At 55.7% G+C, this 19319-nt stretch carries 17 protein-coding genes and 5 tRNA genes; 1 reads left to right on the top strand and 21 read right to left on the bottom strand.

What is annotated here, in order from left to right; all coding sequences use genetic code 11:
- Positions 1-2: 2 nt before the first annotated feature.
- The 18 genes from QRD42_RS11345 to mngA all read right to left on the bottom strand — a co-directional run bounded on the left by QRD42_RS11345 (position 3) and on the right by mngA (position 14926).
- A tRNA-Lys gene (locus tag QRD42_RS11345) sits at positions 3-78 on the bottom strand.
- Between the two features lie 121 nt (positions 79-199).
- Positions 200-275 (bottom strand) — tRNA-Lys (locus QRD42_RS11340).
- Between the two features lie 144 nt (positions 276-419).
- Positions 420-495, bottom strand: a tRNA-Lys gene (locus QRD42_RS11335).
- A 3-nt stretch (positions 496-498) separates the two neighbouring features.
- Positions 499-574 (bottom strand) — tRNA-Val (locus QRD42_RS11330).
- Positions 575-621: 47 nt separating this feature from the next.
- Positions 622-697: transfer RNA gene (locus QRD42_RS11325), tRNA-Lys, on the bottom strand.
- A 174-nt stretch (positions 698-871) separates the two neighbouring features.
- Positions 872-1654 carry a cell division protein CpoB gene (gene cpoB, locus QRD42_RS11320; protein WP_318364602.1) on the bottom strand — a complete coding sequence of 261 codons (783 nt, stop codon included), beginning with the start codon at positions 1652-1654 and terminating at the stop codon, positions 872-874.
- Positions 1655-1663: 9 nt separating this feature from the next.
- Positions 1664-2185: a peptidoglycan-associated lipoprotein Pal gene (pal, locus tag QRD42_RS11315; RefSeq protein ID WP_072567856.1), complete on the bottom strand. Its 522-nt coding sequence runs from the start codon at positions 2183-2185 to the stop codon at positions 1664-1666.
- Positions 2186-2219: 34 nt separating this feature from the next.
- On the bottom strand, positions 2220-3512 hold the full coding sequence (tolB, locus tag QRD42_RS11310) for a Tol-Pal system beta propeller repeat protein TolB (RefSeq protein ID WP_072567855.1): 1293 nt from the start codon (positions 3510-3512) through the stop codon (positions 2220-2222).
- A gap of 130 nt (positions 3513-3642) precedes the next feature.
- Entirely contained in the window at positions 3643-4947 is a 1305-nt protein-coding gene (tolA, locus tag QRD42_RS11305) for a cell envelope integrity protein TolA (protein ID WP_318364603.1), read from the bottom strand.
- Between the two features lie 37 nt (positions 4948-4984).
- The gene (gene tolR, locus QRD42_RS11300) at positions 4985-5413 is read right to left on the bottom strand and encodes a colicin uptake protein TolR (protein ID WP_072567853.1); all 429 of its coding nucleotides are present in this window, start codon (positions 5411-5413) and stop codon (positions 4985-4987) included.
- A 3-nt stretch (positions 5414-5416) separates the two neighbouring features.
- Positions 5417-6109 carry a Tol-Pal system protein TolQ gene (tolQ, locus tag QRD42_RS11295; protein ID WP_072567852.1) on the bottom strand — a complete coding sequence of 231 codons (693 nt, stop codon included), beginning with the start codon at positions 6107-6109 and terminating at the stop codon, positions 5417-5419.
- Complete coding sequence (gene ybgC, locus QRD42_RS11290) at positions 6106-6510, bottom strand: tol-pal system-associated acyl-CoA thioesterase (RefSeq protein WP_072567851.1); 405 nt, start codon at positions 6508-6510, stop codon at positions 6106-6108. Before ybgC ends, tolQ begins: the two co-directional genes overlap by 4 nt.
- A 148-nt stretch (positions 6511-6658) precedes the next feature.
- A complete protein-coding gene (ybgE, locus tag QRD42_RS11285; RefSeq protein ID WP_072567850.1) occupies positions 6659-6952 on the bottom strand; it encodes a cyd operon protein YbgE in 294 nt (97 codons plus the stop codon).
- Positions 6952-7065: a cytochrome bd-I oxidase subunit CydX gene (cydX, locus tag QRD42_RS11280; RefSeq protein WP_072567849.1), complete on the bottom strand. Its 114-nt coding sequence runs from the start codon at positions 7063-7065 to the stop codon at positions 6952-6954. Before cydX ends, ybgE begins: the two co-directional genes overlap by 1 nt.
- Positions 7066-7079: 14 nt before the next feature.
- Positions 7080-8219, bottom strand: coding sequence for a cytochrome d ubiquinol oxidase subunit II (gene cydB, locus QRD42_RS11275; RefSeq protein ID WP_321987134.1), 1140 nt, complete (start codon positions 8217-8219; stop codon positions 7080-7082).
- Between the two features lie 15 nt (positions 8220-8234).
- On the bottom strand, positions 8235-9803 hold the full coding sequence (gene cydA / locus QRD42_RS11270) for a cytochrome ubiquinol oxidase subunit I (RefSeq protein WP_072567847.1): 1569 nt from the start codon (positions 9801-9803) through the stop codon (positions 8235-8237).
- A 591-nt stretch (positions 9804-10394) separates the two neighbouring features.
- Positions 10395-13019, bottom strand: a complete 2625-nt coding sequence (gene mngB / locus QRD42_RS11265; protein WP_321987133.1) for a mannosylglycerate hydrolase — start codon at positions 13017-13019, stop codon at positions 10395-10397.
- Positions 13020-13030: 11 nt separating this feature from the next.
- A complete protein-coding gene (gene mngA / locus QRD42_RS11260) occupies positions 13031-14926 on the bottom strand; it encodes a PTS 2-O-a-mannosyl-D-glycerate transporter subunit IIABC (protein WP_321988754.1) in 1896 nt (631 codons plus the stop codon).
- A 190-nt stretch (positions 14927-15116) separates the two neighbouring features.
- Here mngA and QRD42_RS11255 point away from each other — a divergent pair, with 190 nt between their 5' ends.
- Positions 15117-15833, top strand: a complete 717-nt coding sequence (locus QRD42_RS11255; RefSeq protein ID WP_321987132.1) for a GntR family transcriptional regulator — start codon at positions 15117-15119, stop codon at positions 15831-15833.
- 61 nt (positions 15834-15894) lie between these two features.
- On the opposite strand, the gene sucD is transcribed toward QRD42_RS11255, so the two are convergent.
- From sucD to odhB, 3 genes are all read right to left on the bottom strand, one after another.
- Positions 15895-16761: a succinate--CoA ligase subunit alpha gene (gene sucD, locus QRD42_RS11250; protein ID WP_072567843.1), complete on the bottom strand. Its 867-nt coding sequence runs from the start codon at positions 16759-16761 to the stop codon at positions 15895-15897.
- Entirely contained in the window at positions 16761-17927 is a 1167-nt protein-coding gene (gene sucC / locus QRD42_RS11245) for an ADP-forming succinate--CoA ligase subunit beta (protein WP_088219946.1), read from the bottom strand. The genes sucD and sucC overlap by 1 nt, the downstream gene beginning before the upstream one ends.
- A 144-nt stretch (positions 17928-18071) precedes the next feature.
- Positions 18072-19310, bottom strand: a complete 1239-nt coding sequence (gene odhB, locus QRD42_RS11240) for a 2-oxoglutarate dehydrogenase complex dihydrolipoyllysine-residue succinyltransferase (RefSeq protein ID WP_318373171.1) — start codon at positions 19308-19310, stop codon at positions 18072-18074.
- Positions 19311-19319 lie beyond the last annotated feature (9 nt).

Below are 19319 nucleotides of genomic sequence, written 5' to 3'. Positions count from 1 at the left end.
AGTGGTGGGTCGTGCAGGATTCGAACCTGCGACCAATTGATTAAAAGTCAACTGCTCTACCAACTGAGCTAACGACCCCTTAGGGGATTTTCTTCGAAGTGGTGGGTCGTGCAGGATGACTCGGCTTYGCCTCGCCCTTCGGGCCGTTGCTGTCGCAACGTTATCCTTCACGTCTCACTATCATGGTCCACCGATGGGTTGGTGGGTCGTGCAGGATTCGAACCTGCGACCAATTGATTAAAAGTCAACTGCTCTACCAACTGAGCTAACGACCCATTCAGGGTGTTGACTTCGAAGATTTAAATCAGGCAAGAATAATTGGTGGGTCGTGCAGGATGACTCGGCTTCGCCTCGCCCTTCKGGCCGTTGCTGTTGCAACGTTATCCTTCACGCTTAACTACTGCTTTCCACCTGAGTATTGGTGGGTCGTGCAGGATTCGAACCTGCGACCAATTGATTAAAAGTCAACTGCTCTACCAACTGAGCTAACGACCCGAGTGGTGGGTGATGACGGGCTCGAACCGCCGACCCCCTCCGTGTAAAGGAGATGCTCTACCAACTGAGCTAATCACCCACTCAAATTACTCATCATTCTGTTACTACTGCGTTCAATCGAAAGATTGGTGGGTCGTGCAGGATTCGAACCTGCGACCAATTGATTAAAAGTCAACTGCTCTACCAACTGAGCTAACGACCCACTATAACGCTTTTTTGCGCTGCTTCAGGTATGTCTCATATCCCGTGGCAACGGCGGCATATATTACTGGTTTATGAATCTGGCGCAACAAAAATTTCGATATAGATCACTTAACTGCTTATGATTCATGCGACAAGACCAGAAATTCCGCGATTTCTGGTCATGCAGCATTCATTACATCGCGCTAAGTCGTTTTTGCGCTTGTTTTGCGCCTTCAGTGCCGGGGTACTTGCTGATCACCTGCTGATAAACCGCTTTGGCTTTCGCAGTGTCCCCTTTGTCTTGCATGATCACGCCGACTTTAAACATCGCGTCCGGCGCTTTCGGTGATTTCGGGTAATTTTTCACCACGGAGGCAAAATAAAACGCCGCATCATCCTTTTTACCCTTGTTGTAATTCAGCTGACCAAGCCAGTAATTTGCATTCGGCTGGTAAGTGGAATCCGGGTAATTTTTAACGAAGTTGCTGAACGCGGTAATGGCTTCATCCTGACGGGACTTATCCTGCACCAGCGCAATAGCAGCATTGTAATCCGTATTGGCATCACCGCTCTGTACCGGCGCTGATGGCGTTTGCGCCCCGGCGTCCGGCGTCGCGGTCGCTGCGCCTGTTTGATCGCCTGTCGCTGGCTGTGCGGCGGCACCACCGCTGCTCAGACCATCAAGCTGCGACTGCATCTGCTTCTGGCGTTCCACCATCTGGCTCAGCTGATACTGGCTTTCCTGGATCTGACCGCGCAGGGAATCAATATCGGACTGGTTATCAGAAAGTTGCTGCTGAAGCTGAGTTAAAAGCTGGCTGTGAGCGTTAGAAATACGCTCAAGTTGGGTGACACGGTCTTCGACCGAGCCTGAGCCGACACTACTGATTGGCGCCTGAGCAAAAGCGGCCCAGGGGGCCGCTATGCCAACCAGTAACGACAGACTCATCAGATGATGTCTGAAGTTACTGCTCATGCAATTCTCTTAGTAAACCAGTACGGCACGACGGTTTTTAGCGTAAGCCGCTTCGTCATGGCCCAGTACTGCTGGTTTTTCTTTACCGTAAGAAACGATAGAGATCTGGTCAGCGGTAACGCCTTTACCCTGCAGGTACATTTTAACAGCGTTAGCACGACGCTCACCCAGGGAGATGTTGTATTCCGGGGTACCACGTTCGTCAGCGTGACCTTCTACGGTGACTTTGTAAGACGGGTTGCTACGCAGGAAGTTAGCGTGCGCGTCCAGCATTGCAGCGAAGTCAGAACGGATGTCGTACTTGTCCAGATCGAAGTACACGATGTTGTTCTGTTGCAGCTGCTGCATCTGCAGACGAGCCTGCTCTTCAGAAGACATGTTGCCGCCGCCGTTAGCGTCCATACCAGTGCCGGCACCCAGCATGCCTTCGCCGCTCTGGTCGTTGCTTGCGTTCTTGTTAGAAGAACACGCTGCGATTGCCATAACCGGCAGAGCGAGCATCAGCCCTTTCAGCACTTTGTTCAGTTGCATTTCTTTGATTCCTTTAATAATCAATTATTTATTATTACAGATACGGCGACCAGGCAGGGAATTTGACCTGTCCATCAGTTGCCGGAATACGCGCTTTGAAACGCCCATCTGTAGAAACCAGGTTCAGCACGGATCCCATCCCCTGAGAAGAGCTGTAGATAACCATAGTGCCGTTAGGTGCCAGACTTGGCGTTTCATCCAGGAACGTTGACGATAAAACCTGCACGCCACCCGCTACCAGATCTTGTTTGGCAATGTGTTGCTGACCGCCGTTAGAGGTCACCATTACCATAAATTTGCCGTCAGAACTCACGTCAGCGTCCTGGTTCTGCGAACCTTCCCAGGAAATACGCTGCGGGGTACCGCCGTTAATATTCACTTTATAAACCTGCGGACGACCAGCCTGATCGGAGGTGAACGCCAGGTTCTGGCTATCCGGGAACCAGGTCGGTTCAGTGTTGTTGCTGCGACCATCAGTCACCTGGCGGATCTGACCAGAAGCAAGATCCATCACGTACAGGTTCAGACTGCCGGTTTTAGACAGAGCGAAAGCCAGTTTTTTGCCGTCAGGCGAGAAGGCCGGTGCCCCGTTGTGACGCGGGAAAGAGGCAATCTGACGCGTTGCGGTGCTTGCCAGATTCTGCACCACCAGCGCAGAACGACCGCTTTCGAAAGTGACGTAAGCCAGCTGGTTACCATCAGGAGACCAGGCCGGGGACATCAGCGGCTGCGGTGATTTGTGCACAACAAACTGGTTATAACCGTCGTAGTCAGACACGCGCACTTCATACGGGAACTGGCCGCCGTTGGTTTGCACCACATAGGCGATACGCGTACGGAAGGCGCCTTTAATCCCGGTCAGCTTTTCAAAGACTTCATCGCTGGCGGTGTGACCCGCAAGGCGCAGCCATTGTTTGTTAACCTTAAAGGTGTTTTGCGACAGCACGGTACCCGGCGCGCCGCCGGTGTCCACCAGCTGATAAGACACGCTGTAGCCGCCGTCCGGAGTAGGCGTAACCTGTCCTACGATAACCGCGTCAATACCCAGCGCAGACCAGGCGGCTGGCTGAACTTCCTGAGCGGAAGCCGGTTGCTGCGGGAGACGAGAACGATCCAGCGGATTGAATTTACCGCTGTTCGCAAGGTCAGCGGCAACGATACCGCCGATATCTTCCGGCGCTGCGCCCGGACCTGCCCATTTGAACGGGACCACGCCAATAGGACGCGCAGAGTCGACACCCTGGGTGATCTCAATGCGCACTTCTGCATGCAGCGCCGCTGCAAACAGTACCAGAAAACCAAACACTACACGTAATGCCTGCTTCATCATATCTCCCTTATCCAGGCTGAAAACCTGCGATAATTTAGCAGAATGTTAACAAACTCAAATAGACAAAACTATCGAAACCCCGTGACTAAAATAGTCCCTTTTCCGGCGTTATGTGGAAAAGTGTATCTTAAGGTTTGAAGTCCAGTGGCGCATTTTTAAACACTTCATACACCGCCTGCGTCGGCGGTTTCGGGAGCTTCGCCTGACGGGCTGCAGCAAGTGCGGCCTGACAAAGCGCGGGATCGCCCCCTTCAGACTGAATATCTTTCAACGTACCATCTGGCTCAAGCCTGATGCGCAGCGTACATACCTTGCCAGTATAGGATGCGGCATCATAGAACTTGGTTTCGATGGCTGCTTTTATCTGACCAGCATAGTTGCTGATATCAGCCCCTGAAGCGCCATTGTTTTTAGTGTTACCACTTCCTGCTGGCGCTGCATTACTTCCTTTCGCTCCACCGCCGGTTTTCGGCGCATTCTTACCGGAGCTGAGGTCGCCAAACAGGTCATCAACATCAGACGCGGCGGCTTTCTCTGCCGCGGCTTTTTTCGCAGCGGCGGCTTTTGCTGCTGCGGCTTTGTCGGCGGCTGCTTTCTTATCGGCAGCGGCTTTCTCAGCTGCAGCTTTTTTATCAGCGGCGGCCTTTTCAGCAGCGGCAGCTTTCGCGGCCGCGGCTTTTTCGGCGGCGGCAGCAGCTTTCTCAGCGGCAGCCTTTTCAGCAGCGGCTGCTTTCGCCGCAGCAGCTTTTTCAGCGGCAGCGGCTTTTTTAGCGGCTTCAGCCTGTGCTTTCTTCTCGGCGTCCTGCTGCGCTTTTTTCGCAGCTTCTGCTTCGGCTTTTTTCGCAGCATCGGCGGCGGCTTTGGCGGCTTCTGCTTCCGCTTTCTTCGCGGCGGCGGCAGCGGCTTTGGCAGCCTCGGCTTCTGCTTTCTTCGCGGCATCCGCGGCGGCTTTCGCCTGGGCGTCAGCCTGCGCTTTCGCATCGGCGGCAGCTTTGGCAGCGGCTTCTTCAGCCTGCTTTTGCTGCTCCTGCGCTTTCTTCGCCGCTTCTTCTGCCTGTTTCTGCTGTTGTGCCTGTTCGCGGGCGTTTTCCTGCGCCTGCAAACGTTCTTTTTCGAGCTGTTTTAAGCGCTCCTGCTCGGCGGCCTGCTTCTCGCGAAGCTCTTCCGCCTGCTGTTGCGCCTGCTTTTCACGCTGTTCTTCAGCGCGTTTCGCGCTCGCCTGTTGCTGCTGCTCACGGTTGTACTGCTGTACAACGGCGCCGGGATCGACCATAACGGCGTCGATGGACGAACCACCGCCGCCGCCAGCAGAGGCGTCTATGTGCTCATCGAACGAACTCCAGATCAGCAGTGCAAATAAAATCACATGCAGCACCGCCGAGATGGTTATCGCCCGTTTAAGCTTGTCGTTTTGTTCGGTTGCCTTTGACACTATCGGTTCCCAAAAACTGTTCGCCTGTTATGCAGGATTAAATAGGCTGCGTCATCAAGCCAACCGACTTCACACCCGCGCTGTGTAACAGGTTCAGCGCTTTGATGATTTCATCATATGGCACCTCTTTCGCACCACCGATTAAGAAGACCGTTTTCGGATTCGCCTGCAGGTGACGCTGCGCTTCGGCAATGACCTGTTCAGGCGGCAGTTGATCCAGACGATCTTTTTCAATCACCACGCTGTACTGCCCCACGCCAGAGACCTCGATAATGACCGGAGGATCATCATTGGTACTGACGCTCTGTGATTCTGTCGCATCCGGCAGATCAACCTCAACGCTCTGGGTGATGATCGGGGCGGTTGCCATAAAGATCAGCAACAGCACGAGCAGGACGTCCAGCAGCGGTACAATGTTGATTTCGGACTTGAGTTCGCGACTTCCTCGTCCACGCTTTCTGGCCATGGCTTACCCCTTGTTGCTCTCGCTGCTGGTAAACGCCTGACGATGCAGAATAGCGGTAAACTCTTCCATAAAGTTGTCGTAATTCTGTTCCAGTTTATTCACGCGCTGGTTCAGGCGGTTATACGCCATAACAGCCGGAATAGCCGCAAACAGACCGATTGCCGTGGCAATCAGCGCTTCGGCGATACCTGGCGCAACCATTTGCAGCGTGGCCTGTTTAACGGCACCCAGTGCGATAAAGGCATGCATGATCCCCCATACCGTACCGAAAAGGCCGATATAAGGACTGATGGAACCGACCGTGCCCAGGAACGGAATATGCGTTTCCAGCGCTTCCAGTTCGCGGTTCATGGAGATACGCATCGCGCGGGATGCCCCTTCCACTATCGCTTCCGGCGCATGGCTGTTGGCGCGATGTAAACGGGCAAACTCTTTAAATCCGCTGTAGAACATCTGTTCTGAACCGGAGAGCGTTTCGCGGCGGCCCTGACTTTCCTGATACAGGCGAGACAGCTCGATGCCAGACCAGAATTTGTCTTCAAAGGCTTCCGCTTCACGCCCGGCTGCGTTAAGTATGCGCGTGCGTTGAATGATGATGGCCCAGGATGCGATTGAAAAACCAATCAAAATCAACATGATAAGTTTGACCAGAAGGCTTGCCTTCAGGAACAAATCAAGGATGTTCATGTCAGTCACTGCTTAAACTCCGCGACAATAGACTTGGGAAGCGCACGAGGCTTCATTAAGAGTGGATCAACGCAAACAATCAGTACTTCAGCTTCATTAAGCACGGTGTTCTCTGCGTTGACGATCCGCTGCGTGAAAACCAGAGAGGTTCCACGCACTGATGTAATTTCCGATTGGACTTCGAGCATATCGTCGAGTCTGGCGGGCGCAAAATAGTCCAGCGTCATTTTACGCACCACGAAGGCGACGCGCTCTGCCAGCAAAACCTGCTGACTAAAGTTGTGGTGGCGCAGCATCTCTGTGCGTGCCCGTTCATAAAAAGCGACGTAGCTGGCGTGGTAAACCACACCACCGGCATCGGTGTCTTCGTAATAGACACGAACCGGCCATCGAAACAGCGTTGTATTCACTTTACATCCCGGTAATGCAATAAAAGTTAGCGCTCAAAAACGTTGCTACTATACGCGCGGGAATGTTGCTTTGGAATGGGTTCAGGTGAACGGAGAGTAAAAATTTATGGGCTTTTACAAGCCCATGACGTTAACGGACAGTTCTTAGTCAAAAGAAAAAATAAAACAGCGCGGCAGCCAGCACGATGTCTGCGATGAGCGGGCAAAATATGCCCTGCCAGTGAACGGCAGCAGGACGAAAACCAACCCCGTGGATCACGCCGCTACAGACGGCCCACATCATCAGGAAACCTTGCCAGATTTCGTAGTCGCTGGTCTTCGCGGCAAAGCGGGCAGGATCCCAGAATACGCAGCCTGCCAGCACCAGCGCCATCACTAAGGAAAGGGCCCGAAGCGGGCCCTTATCCATTACCGCATAGAGTTTTGCGATAATAGCGTTCATCAGTGTTCTTCTTTACCTGCCTGAGTCGCTTCTACGTGCTCAAGCGCCAGGGCGGTGATCACTCCGAATGCGCAGGCAAGAAGCGTTCCTAAAATCCATGCGAAATACCACATTGTATGCTCCTTACTTAGTACAGAGAGTGAGTGTTGCTTTCAATGTCTTCTTTGGTGATGCGACCGAACATCTTCCAGTAACACCATGCGGTATAGAGAAGAATGACAGGTACAAACACCGCCGCAACCCAGGTCATCAGATTCAGCGTCATCTGGCTGGAGGTCGCATCCCACAGGGTCAGGCTCACGTTCATCATCGTGCTGGACGGCATAATGAACGGGAACATGGCGATGCCCGCGGTGAGGATGATGCACGCCAGCGTCAGTGATGAGAAGACGAAGGCAAACGCCGGTTTCTCAAGGCGTGACATCAGGGCGGTCAGCAGCGGCAGTACGACGCCCAGCGCCGGTACCAGCCACAGGATCGGCGTGTTGTTGAAGTTCACCAGCCAGGCACCGGCCTGACGCGCCACTTCTTTCGTCAGCGGGTTAGAGGCGGCATGATGATCGATAACCGAGGTCACCACGTAACCGTCAATACCATACACTACCCACACGCCTGCCAGCGCGAAGCACACCAGGGTTACCAGCGCGGCGATCTGCGCCACGCCACGCACACGCAGATGCAGTTCACCGACGGTACGCATTTGCAGATAGGTTGCCCCCTGGGTGACGATCATCGCCACGCTCACCACACCGGCCAGCAGGCCAAACGGGTTCAGCAGCTGGAAGAAGTTGCCGGTGTAGAACAGGCGCATGTATTCATCCATATGGAAAGGCACGCCCTGTAACAGGTTGCCGAACGCCACACCAATGACCAGCGGCGGTACGAAGCTGCCGATGAAAATACCCCAGTCCCACATGTTGCGCCAGCGGGTGTCTTCGATCTTCGAGCGGTAGTCAAAACCAACCGGACGGAAGAATAACGACGCCAGCACGAGGATCATCGCCACATAGAAGCCCGAGAACGCGGCGGCATAGACCATCGGCCAGGCGGCGAAGAGCGCGCCGCCAGCGGTGATAAGCCACACCTGGTTGCCATCCCAGTGCGGGGCGATGGCGTTAATCATGATACGGCGTTCCGTGTCGCTGCGACCCAGCACGCGGGTTAACATCCCCACGCCCATGTCGAAGCCGTCGGTGACCGCAAAACCAATTAGCAGAATGCCAACCAGCAGCCACCAGATAAAACGTAATACTTCATAATCGATCATTTGACGACTCCTGTCTTAGCGTGCCGGCTGAGAAGCCACGGTAGGCTGCTCGTGATGATAACGACCTGTTTTCAGACTGCTCGGCCCAAGGCGAGCGAATTTGAACATCAGGAATACTTCCGCCACCATAAACAGCGTGTACAGACCGCAAATCAGGATCATCGAGAACAGCAGATCGCCGATGGTCAGCGAGGAGTTCGCTACGGCAGTCGGCAGCACCTCACCAATCGCCCACGGCTGACGGCCATATTCTGCGACAAACCAGCCTGCTTCGATGGCGATCCACGGCAGCGGCATACCGTACAGGGCAGCGCGCAGCAGCCAGGGTTTAGAACCGATACGGTTGCGGCAGACGGTCCAGAAAGAGAAGCCGATGATAAACAGCATCAGAATGCCGCTGCCTACCATGATACGGAAGGCGAAATAGAGCGGCGCAACGCGCGGAATAGAATCTTTGGTTGCCTGCTGAATTTGCGCTTCGGTGGCGTCAGTGACGTTCTCGGTATAGCGCTTAAGCAGCATGCCGTAACCCAGGTCTTTCTTCATGCTGTTGAACTGATCGCGCACGTTCTGATCGGTTGATCCGGCACGCAGCTCTTCCAGCAGCTGGTAGGCTTTCATCCCGTTACGGATACGCTCTTCATGCTGCACCATCAGATCTTTCAGGCCGATAACCTGCGTATCAACGGAACGCGTGGCGATAAGGCCCAGCGCATACGGGATCTGGATGGCGTATTTATTTTCCTGGGTTTCCTGATCGGGAATACCAAACAGGGTAAAGGCCGCCGGAGCCGGTTGCGTTTCCCACTCGGCTTCAATCGCCGCCAGTTTGGTTTTCTGCACGTCGCCCATTTCGTAACCGGATTCGTCACCCAGTACGATAACAGAGAGGATCGCCGCCATACCGAAGCTCGCTGCAATGGCAAAAGAGCGTTTGGCAAAGGCCACATCGCGGCCGCGCAGCAGGTAGTAGGCGCTGATGCCGAGGATGAACATTGCGCCGCAGGTGTAACCCGAGGCTACGGTGTGAACAAATTTCACCTGCGCGACCGGGTTCAGCACCAGCTCGGAGAAGCTCACCATTTCCATACGCATGGTTTCGAAGTTGAAATCCGACGCGATAGGGTTTTGCATCCAGCCGTTAGCAACAAGGATCCACAATGCGGATAAGTTAGAGCCCAGCGCCACCAGCCAGGTGACGGCCATGTGCTGAACTTTACCCAGACGATCCCAACCGAAGAAGAACAGACCTACAAAGGTGGATTCGAGGAAGAAGGCCATCAGACCTTCAATGGCCAGCGGCGCACCGAAGATATCGCCCACATAGTGGGAATAGTAAGACCAGTTAGTCCCGAACTGGAACTCCATGGTCAGGCCGGTTGCCACACCCAGCGCAAAGTTGATACCAAACAACTTGCCCCAGAATTTGGTCATATCTTTATAAATCTGTTTGCCGGAGAGGACGTACACCGTTTCCATGATCGCCAGCAGGAACGCCATACCGAGCGTCAGTGGCACAAAAAGGAAGTGGTACATCGCGGTCAAGGCAAACTGTAAGCGCGACAGTTCGACTATATCTAACATCATGACTCCTTGCTCAACGCATGAAGACTTCGGGAGTAAACCCGGCAAACGGATTTACACACATGCCCCATTACAAAAATATCCGCGCTGTTCTTTGTCGCTGTTATTCGAATGAAAGTGACAGGCGCAAAGAAAAGTTAAAGATACGTTAAAAAACACCCTAAATTGATCCCGCAATATATTACGCCGCAAAACCCTTACAATAAACAGGTTTTTATTGATGCTCTTTTGAGTTTTTCGACGGGGATCAATTTATCGGCATTCTACTACTTTTCAACCAATTTGATCGGGAGCAATTTAACGTTTTTTGAAGTCTTTTTCCACGATTTAAATATTGATTTAAATCAATTTTTGGCGCGTTTGTTAACGTTGTGTCACCAATGAATGTATTGGTAAAAACCATGTTAAAATTATGTTTATAAAAGGAGTCAATATTTACCTGATTCCTGCATTTTAATAATAAATTTCGCACAACGTAATTTTTAATTTCACAACGAGGTGTTCGCGCCACGAAAATAATTTCCCGGGGCGCGACTTTTATAAAGGGATGAATGTTAAAAAACCGATAATTAATACGAGATGAGAATGAGCTTATTCAGGAAATGCCACCTCCAGCGTCACGGACTGTCCCGGCGATAAGCGCTGCCATTCCTCTTCACCCCGCTCACGGGGATGCTCATCCATACCGGTTTCGCGCAGGCTAACCGGATCGCTGAAGGCCAGCCGCGTCCCGCAGCGGGTGGTCGCGGACGGGTTAAACAGCCTGATGATTAACCTGTCCCGATCTTCTGCTTTTTTGAGCGCGCTCAGCTGGCAGCCATACGGCGGCAGGGTCAGCAGACTGTAATGCGCCGGCGTCACCTGCGGCGAAGGGTTGAGCTTCATCGCGTTCCACGGGATTTTGTTGTAGCACTGCACCGGCGTCAGCCAGCGGCGCGCCTGCTGCGCCACCCCGGCATCAAGGGGATCGCCGCTGAAGCTCCACAGGCTGAACCGGCTTTGCAGCCGCCCGCGCAGCTGAGAGTCGGGGACCGGCAGCCCAATGCCCGACGGTCTGCCGGGGCGCAGCAGCAGATCGCTTTTGCCAAGCATTCCCACGCCGCGCAGCAGCGTCAGGGCGAAGGTTTTCTCCCCTTCCCCGACAATTTCAAATTCACGCAGCCCTTCGCTGAACAGCGCCAGCCCGTGCTCCGCCTGTTGCAGCACGGTATAGCTGAGCATATTCCACACCGGCACCGGCGCTTCTTTCCATCCCTGCGCCTGCCAGTCCGCCATCGCGCTGTCATTAACCGGGCGTGAAACCGTACCGAACTGCGTATCCGCCAGCACGTGATCGGTGACGAAAGGTGTGGGGATCAGCACCCGCACGCGGTGGTCATCCGCCTGGTTATCCAGCTGTACCTCAATGTCGATACGGCGGCTGTTGTGACTTAACGTGACATGGAATTCCGCCCCGAGCGACCCGCTGGTAAGACGCGCCGCCCGCTCGTCCAGGTTAAGTGGAACCGCCAGCGCGACGCGAATAACCGCCCTGCTCTGCCAGGCCTCGTGGATCACCTCATGGGTATGTGTCGACTGTAAAGAGGTGAGCAGCCACTCTTTGCGCGCCGGGGAGTAGTCATATTCATCGCCGTCGTCAGAACTTTCTTCCAGGGTCAGCACCCGGTCATAAACCTGCCCGTTCGCTTTATCGCGCAGATGCAGCGTGCCATCGTCATTCAGGCTGATTTCCCAGAAGCTGTTTTCCATAAGCGCCGTGCGCGGGGATGCGAGCGGCGCGGCCAGCATGCCGGGCACGTCAGGCTCGATAAACAGCGTGCTGTAGCCCATGGCGGGCAGCGTCTGTATCAGCTGTATGTCAAAGGCCATAAAGGGATCGTAATTGCCATAATGGACGATTTGCCGGTCAATCAGCCCCGGATCGATCTCCCGCTTACCGCGAATAAAATACGCCACTTCACGCCCGTCGACATCCCGCAGGCGGAACTGGCTGGCGCGTAAAATCAGGGTGGTGTTGATCACCTCTTCGCGCGGGTACGGCATCAGGTTGAAGAGCACCAGCTTGTCGCCATCGCCGGGCTGGCCGTCGGCGATTTTGCGCTGGGTGAAGCGCAGCAGATTTTCTGCCATGTCCTCCGCCTGCTGAAAGCGCGCCAGGATTTCGCGATGCACCTTATCGCTGCAACAGCAGCCAATGCTATCGTGAGCGTGATTTTTTAAAATCGTTTTCCACATCATCTCCAGCAGTCCGTGCGGATACTCAAAGCCCAGCCGCCAGGCGATGGTGCACAGCGGCTCCAGCAGATTCACAATGCGGTTTTCCATGCGCGCGTGGGCCAGTTTTATATCCATGCGCGTCGATCCTATGGTGCGGTGCACGCGCATGTATTTGCCGTCGATAAACTCGCCGGTCAGCCGCGGCAGCTTCTCCCGCTGCTGTTCGATCAGTTCAAAAACGTCTTCGAAGCGGCTCATCAGAAACTCGCGCTGCGGCCAGATGTGGCGCATTTTTTCCATTACCGTAAAGATATTTTGCTGGAGCGGCATCTGGTCGTGACCATTCGGCAGCAGAATTTCGCCGGTCAGCGAGGCCTTTTCCAGTACCGCAAAGTAACTCTCCAGCCGCTTGCGCAGACCCGCTTCGTCTTCCGGGAGATATTTGCCGATCGCATAGCCCAGCGGCAGCACCTGGGCGATGACTTCGCTACCGTCGCGGCTTTGCCAGATAAACTCGGTTTTGTCGGTGCCGTGGCGCTCTGAACACCCGCGCCAGAACATGGCGCGGGTGATGCCAAAGCCGTTATAGATGTGCGGCAGCTGGCCGGACATGCCGAAGGAGTCCGGTAGATAGCCAATTTTCATCGGCTCGCCAAAGGCCCGGCAGTCGCGCATGCCGTACAGCAGATTGCGCACAATCGACTCCGCCGCCACGATACGGGTGTCGGTCTGGGTATACCAGGGGCCGACGATCAATTTTCCCGCCTGGACCTGCGCTTTGATCCGCAGCGCGTTCTGCGGTTTGGCGGCGAGATAATCCTCCAGCACCGCCGTTTGCCCGTCGAGCACATAGTATTTGTACTCCGCATCCTGCTCCAGCCGGGTGAGGATCTCCTCCATATTGTTGACCAGTAAAATACGCGACTCTTCGCTGGTGAAGTACCATTCACGATCCCAGTGCATATGCGGCGTGATGTGCACGCGCGATACCTTTTTCATCGTTCTGTCCTTTAATGGCGATCGGTAAGATATGTGCCGCTACGCACCGCGTGAGCACGCCATGCCAGCAAAATAGCGGTGGAAATTGCCGCGCCCAGCAGCGCCGCGGCAAACCAGATGGCGGCGGCGGTAACGCCCCCCAGCCCGTTGTCATGCAGTAAAAACAGCGAGAAGATCCCCGCCCCCGGCGTCGACAGCCCGATGCCCGCGCTACCCACCAGCGCCCCCGTGACCAGCGATCCGATCACAAAAGCGCCGATCACCCGCAGCGGATCGTCAATCGCCATCGGGATCGCCCCTTCGGTGATCCCCGCCAGCCCCAGCAGCCAGGTGGATTTACCGGTTTCGATTTCAAATTCTCTGAACAGGCGGGGAGCAAGCAGGGTCGAGGCGGTGACGGTAAACGCAGAGACCATTTTTACCGCCGCAAAAATGGCGTAAGGCCCGTATACGCCGTTCGCCATCGCCCCCAGGCAGAAGGCGTAAGCGGCTTTATTCACCGGGCCGCCAAGGTCAAAGGAACACATAAAGCCGATAATAGCGCCCAGCAGCAGTGCATTGCTGCCGGACAAGCCGTTCAGCCAGGCGGTGAGTCCCTGGTTCAGCCATGCCACCGGCTCACCGATGACAAACAGCATCAGGCTGCCCGCCCCCAGCGTGCCCAGCACCGGATAGAGATAAAAGGTCAGAAAGCCGTTATAACGGCTGCCCAGCCGGATATGGGTTTTCACCTGGCGCATCAGGTAGCCAGCGATAAGCCCGCCCACCACCGCACCCAGAAAGCCCGCGCCTATCATATTGGCCGCCAGCCCCGCCGCGAAGCCTGGGGTCAGCGCCGGTTTATCCGCCAGCGAATACGCAGTGTAGGCCGCCAGCACCGGCACCATCAGGGTGCCGAGCATGCCGCCGCCCAGTTTGCGGTACAGCCACAGCCAGGAGTTTTCCAGCTCGAACAGGTGTTGCAGACCGAAAATCTGCGCCAGCAGCACCGACACCGCCAGCACGGTTCCGCCCGCGACGATGAGCGGCACGGCAAAGGAAATACCGCTCAGCAGCGCCTGCTTCAGCTCGGTTTTAACGCTAAGGGGTGCCGCCGTCCGGGGTTCGGTGCTGGCATCAAGCGCCAGCGCCCGGGTAAGCAGCGCATCGGCCTGTTTTATAGGTTCCGCGACCGGCACCGCCAGTGTCGGAATGCCATGAAAGCGTCCGGCGTCCTTTACCGCCACATCAGCCGCCAGGATACAGGCGCGGGCGGCTTTCAGCTGCTCGCTGGTTAAGCGCCCCTCAATGCCGTTCGCCCCCTGCTTTTCAACATACACCTGAATGCCGCGCCTGCGCCCGGCGTTTTCCAGATATTCCGCCGCCATATAGGTGTGGGCGATGCCCGCCGGACAGGCGGTGACGCAGACCACCGTCGGCGCATCGCGCAGGGTTAGCGGCGTTTTCTCTGCGGGTGCCTCTGCCAGCAGCGCCAGCAGTTCGTCGGCGTTGTCTGCCCCCTGCACCTGTTCGCGCAGGGCGTCATCCGCCAGCAGACTGGTCAGCCGGGTCAGCAGTTGCATATGGGTGGTAGCGGCTTCGGCGCAGGGAATGGCAAGCAGAACAATCAGCGTCACCGGCTCCGGGCCATCGATACCTTCCCACATCAGCGGCTCACGCAGGGTGGCGACAGCGAAGGCCGCCTCTACAACCGCATCGGTTTTCCCGTGCGGCACCGCCAGCCCTTCCCCGAGCGCCGTCGGGCCATCCGCTTCGCGGCGCAGCACTTCGTTCACAAATTCATCCAGATTGCTCACGTTGCCCCGCTGGTGCAGCCGCGCGGCCAGCGCACGAATGGCGTCGTCCCGGCAGGCGAACTGCGTCTGGATCAGGCAGGCGTCCGGGTGAGTTAATGCCGTCAGGTTCATCTCTTCCTCATTGAGTCTTGGGTAAGCCGCCACCATGACGGCTTCAGACGAAGGCATTCTGCGGGATCTAACCATACAATTTTGCGATCAAATTCAACTTACTGAATAATTGTATTGTATTTGTATTATTTACATCAGCGCAGCGACGGGCATAATCGACGATATTTGTCTGGTACAACATGAGGGTTCCATGAGCAGACAACCGATGTATCGCCAGATCGCCGGGGCGATCCGTACACAAATCGAAAGCGGCGAACTGAAGCCGGGGGATGCGCTGCCTACCGAGTCGGCCTTACAGGCGCAGTTTAGCGTCAGTCGGGTCACGGTACGTCAGGCACTGAAACAGCTCACGGAACAGGGGATTATTGAAAGCATTCAGGGCAGCGGCTCCTATGTGAAAGAGGAGCGCGTGAATTACGACATCTATCAGCTGACCAGCTTTTCAGAAAAGCTCGGCGATCGTCATGCGGATACGCACAGCGAAGTGCAGGTGTTCGAGGTGATCAAAACGGATGAAACGCTGGCGGCGCAGCTGCACCTTGCCCCTGGTGATAAAGCCTGGCATGTGAAGCGGGTGCGTTTTATCAGGCAAAAGCCGGTGGCGCTGGAAGAGACCTGGATGCCGCTTGTGATTTTTCCTGATCTCACCTGGGAGGTGATGGAAAACTCCAAATACCATTTTATCGAGCAGGTGAAAAAGCGGGTGATCGATCGCAGCGAGCAGGAGATCGTGCCGGTGATGCCCGACGAGGAAGCGGTCGCCGCGCTGGGGATTGATCCTGCCAGACCGATCCTTGAGAAGATCTCACGCGGTTTTCTGAAAAGCGGGGAAGTGTTCGAGTACAGCCGCAATCTGTTCAAAAGCGACGACTATAAATTCACGCTGGTGGCAAAACGGCGGCAATAAAAAAGGCCATCTTGCGATGGCCAACCATGTCGAACGTTATTATTGTCTTACTTCAGTAAGATCAGATGATGCTTTTCAGCGCTTCGCCGATGTCTGCCAGGCTGCGTACGGTTTTCACGCCTGCTGCTTCCAGCGCTGCGAATTTCTCATCCGCCGTGCCTTTGCCGCCCGCGATGATCGCGCCTGCGTGGCCCATACGTTTGCCTTTCGGCGCGGTCACGCCTGCGATGTAGCCGACAACCGGTTTGGTGACATGATCTTTGATATACGCCGCCGCTTCTTCTTCCGCGCTGCCGCCGATCTCACCGATCATAACGATCGCTTCGGTCTGCGGATCTTCCTGGAACAGCTTCAGGATGTCGATGAAGTTAGAGCCCGGGATCGGATCGCCGCCGATGCCCACACAGGTGGACTGGCCGAAGCCGTAGTCGGTGGTCTGCTTAACCGCTTCATAGGTCAGGGTACCGGAGCGGGAAACGATGCCCACTTTACCCGGCTGGTGAATGTGGCCCGGCATGATGCCGATTTTGCATTCGCCCGGCGTGATCACGCCCGGACAGTTCGGGCCGATCATGCGCACGCCCGCTTCGTCGAGCTTCACTTTCACGGTCAGCATATCCAGCGTCGGGATGCCTTCGGTGATGGTGATGATCAGTTTAATGCCTGCGTCGATAGCTTCCAGAATGGAGTCTTTGCAGAACGGCGCCGGAACGTAGATCACGGTCGCGGTCGCGCCGGTGGCTTCTACTGCTTCGCGCACGGTGTTGAACACCGGCAGGCCGAGGTGCGTGGTGCCACCTTTGCCTGGCGTTACGCCGCCAACCATCTGCGTACCGTAGGCAATCGCCTGCTCAGAGTGGAACGTGCCCTGACTGCCGGTGAAGCCCTGGCAGATCACTTTGGTGTTTTTATCGATCAAAATGGACATTATTTCCCCTCCACTGCGGCAACAACCTGCTGTGCTGCATCCGTCAGACTTTTCGCTGCAATAATATTGAGGCCGCTGTCAGCCAGTTTTTTCGCGCCCAGTTCGGCGTTGTTACCTTCCAGACGAACCACGACCGGCACGTTCACGCCCACTTCTTCAACCGCACCGATGATGCCGTCAGCGATCAGGTCGCAACGTACGATGCCGCCGAAAATGTTAACCAGAACGGCTTTCACTTTGTCGTCAGAGAGGATGATTTTGAACGCTTCGGTTACGCGCTCTTTGGTCGCGCCGCCGCCCACGTCAAGGAAGTTAGCCGGTTCGCCGCCGTGCAGCTTAACGATGTCCATGGTGCCCATTGCCAGGCCCGCACCGTTAACCATGCAGCCGATGTTGCCATCGAGCGCCACATAGTTCAGTTCCCACTGTGCCGCCTGAGATTCACGGGCGTCTTCCTGAGAGTGGTCACGCATTTCGCGCAGATCCGGCTGGCGGAACAGCGCATTGCCGTCAGCGCCCAGTTTGCCATCGAGGCAAATCAGATCGCCCTGGGTGGTGATCACCAGCGGGTTGATTTCGATCAGCGCCAGATCGCGCTCAAGGAAGATGTTCGCCAGGCCCATAAAGATCTTGGTGAACTGCTGAACCTGTTTACCTTCCAGACCCAGTTTGAACGCCAGTTCGCGTCCCTGATACGGCATCGGGCCGGCCAGCGGATCCAGCGCTACTTTATGGATCAGGTGTGGGGTTTCTTCCGCCACTTTTTCGATTTCCACGCCGCCTTCAGTAGACGCCATGAACACCACGCGACGGGAGCTGCGATCCACTACCGCGCCGAGATACAGTTCTTTATCGATGTCGGTTGCGGCTTCCACGAGGATCTGGTTAACCGGCTGACCGTGGGCGTCTGTCTGGTAAGTTACCAGACGCTTGCCGAGCCAGTGCTCAGCAAAGGCACGGATCTCTTCTTTGCTCTTCACCACTTTCACACCGCCCGCTTTACCGCGGCCACCGGCGTGAACCTGACATTTTACCACCCACGGACCGGCACCGATTTTAGACGCGGCTTCTTCGGCTTCGCGCGGAGTGTTGCAGGCATAGCCTACCGGCGCGGGCAAACCATAGCGGGCAAAAAGTTGTTTTGCCTGGTATTCATGTAAGTTCATGTGTTCTATCCACTTTTCAGGTAATCGTTTTTTAGATCCGTAGGCCGGATAAGGCGGTAACGCCACCATCCGGCGATGGTGCAACGCCTGATGGCGACGTTGTCACGTCTTATCAGGCCTACGGAGCAGGTGATCTTCTTATTACTACACGTCCAGCAGCAGACGCGTCGGATCTTCCAGCAGCTCTTTAATGGCCACCAGGAAGCTCACCGATTCACGGCCATCGATCAGGCGGTGATCGTACGACAGCGCCAGATACATCATCGGCAGGATCTCAACCTTGCCATCCACCGCCATCGGGCGATCTTTGATGGCATGCATGCCCAGAATGGCGCTCTGCGGCGGGTTGATGATCGGCGTGGACATCAGGGAACCGAACACACCACCGTTGGTGATGGTGAAGTTACCGCCGGTCAGATCTTCAACGGTCAGTTTGCCGTCGCGACCTTTCACCGCCAGATCTTTGATGCGTTTTTCAATGTCGGCCATGCCCAGCGCGTCAACGTCGCGCAGTACCGGCGTGACCAGACCACGCGGGGTGGACACCGCCATGCTGACGTCGAAATAGTTGTGGTACACCACATCATCGCCATCAATGGAGGCATTCACTTCCGGGAAGCGTTTCAGGGCTTCCACCACTGCTTTCACGTAGAAGGACATAAAGCCCAGACGGATGCCGTGACGTTTTTCGAAGGCGTCACCGTACTGCTTACGCAGATCCATAATCGGCTTCATGTTGACTTCGTTGAACGTGGTCAGCATGGCGGTTGAGTTTTTCGCTTCCAGCAGACGCTCGGCCACGCGCTTACGCAGACGGGTCATCGGCACGCGTTTTTCGGAGCGGTTGCCCAGCGCTGGCGCAGACTGGGACGGCGCGCTGGCAGGAGCCGGTGCAGCCGGCGCTTTGTCTTCTTTCGCGGCAGGCGCTTTCGCCAGATGTTTTTCAACATCTTCGCGGGTCAGGCGGCCACCCACGCCGGTGCCTTTGATCGCACCCGCTTCAAGGCCATGTTCAGCCAGCAGGCGACGGATCGCCGGGCTTAAGGCCTCGTTATTCTGTTCTTCCAGGGATGCCTGCTGGCGCTGAGCCGGAGTGGACTCATTGCTGTCAGACTTCGCGCTGCTCTCTTTACCTGCGCTGTTGCCTTCGCGCAGACGACCCAGGATCTGGCGGGAGGTGACGGTGGTCCCCTCTTCTTCCAGCACCGCGTCCAGAATGCCGTCGGCCGACGCCGGTACTTCCAGTACCACTTTGTCAGTTTCGATTTCTACCAGCACTTCATCACGGGTAACCGCATCGCCTGGTTTTTTGTGCCAGGTCGCTACAGTCGCGTCTGCAACGGATTCAGGCAGGTCGGGAACAAGAATATCTACGCTACTCATTATTTATCC

The sequence above is a fragment of the Enterobacter sp. PGRG2 genome, from assembly GCF_030291195.1.
Taxonomy (GTDB): domain Bacteria; phylum Pseudomonadota; class Gammaproteobacteria; order Enterobacterales; family Enterobacteriaceae; genus Enterobacter_D.
This window is presented reverse-complemented; position numbering and strand designations above follow the sequence as displayed.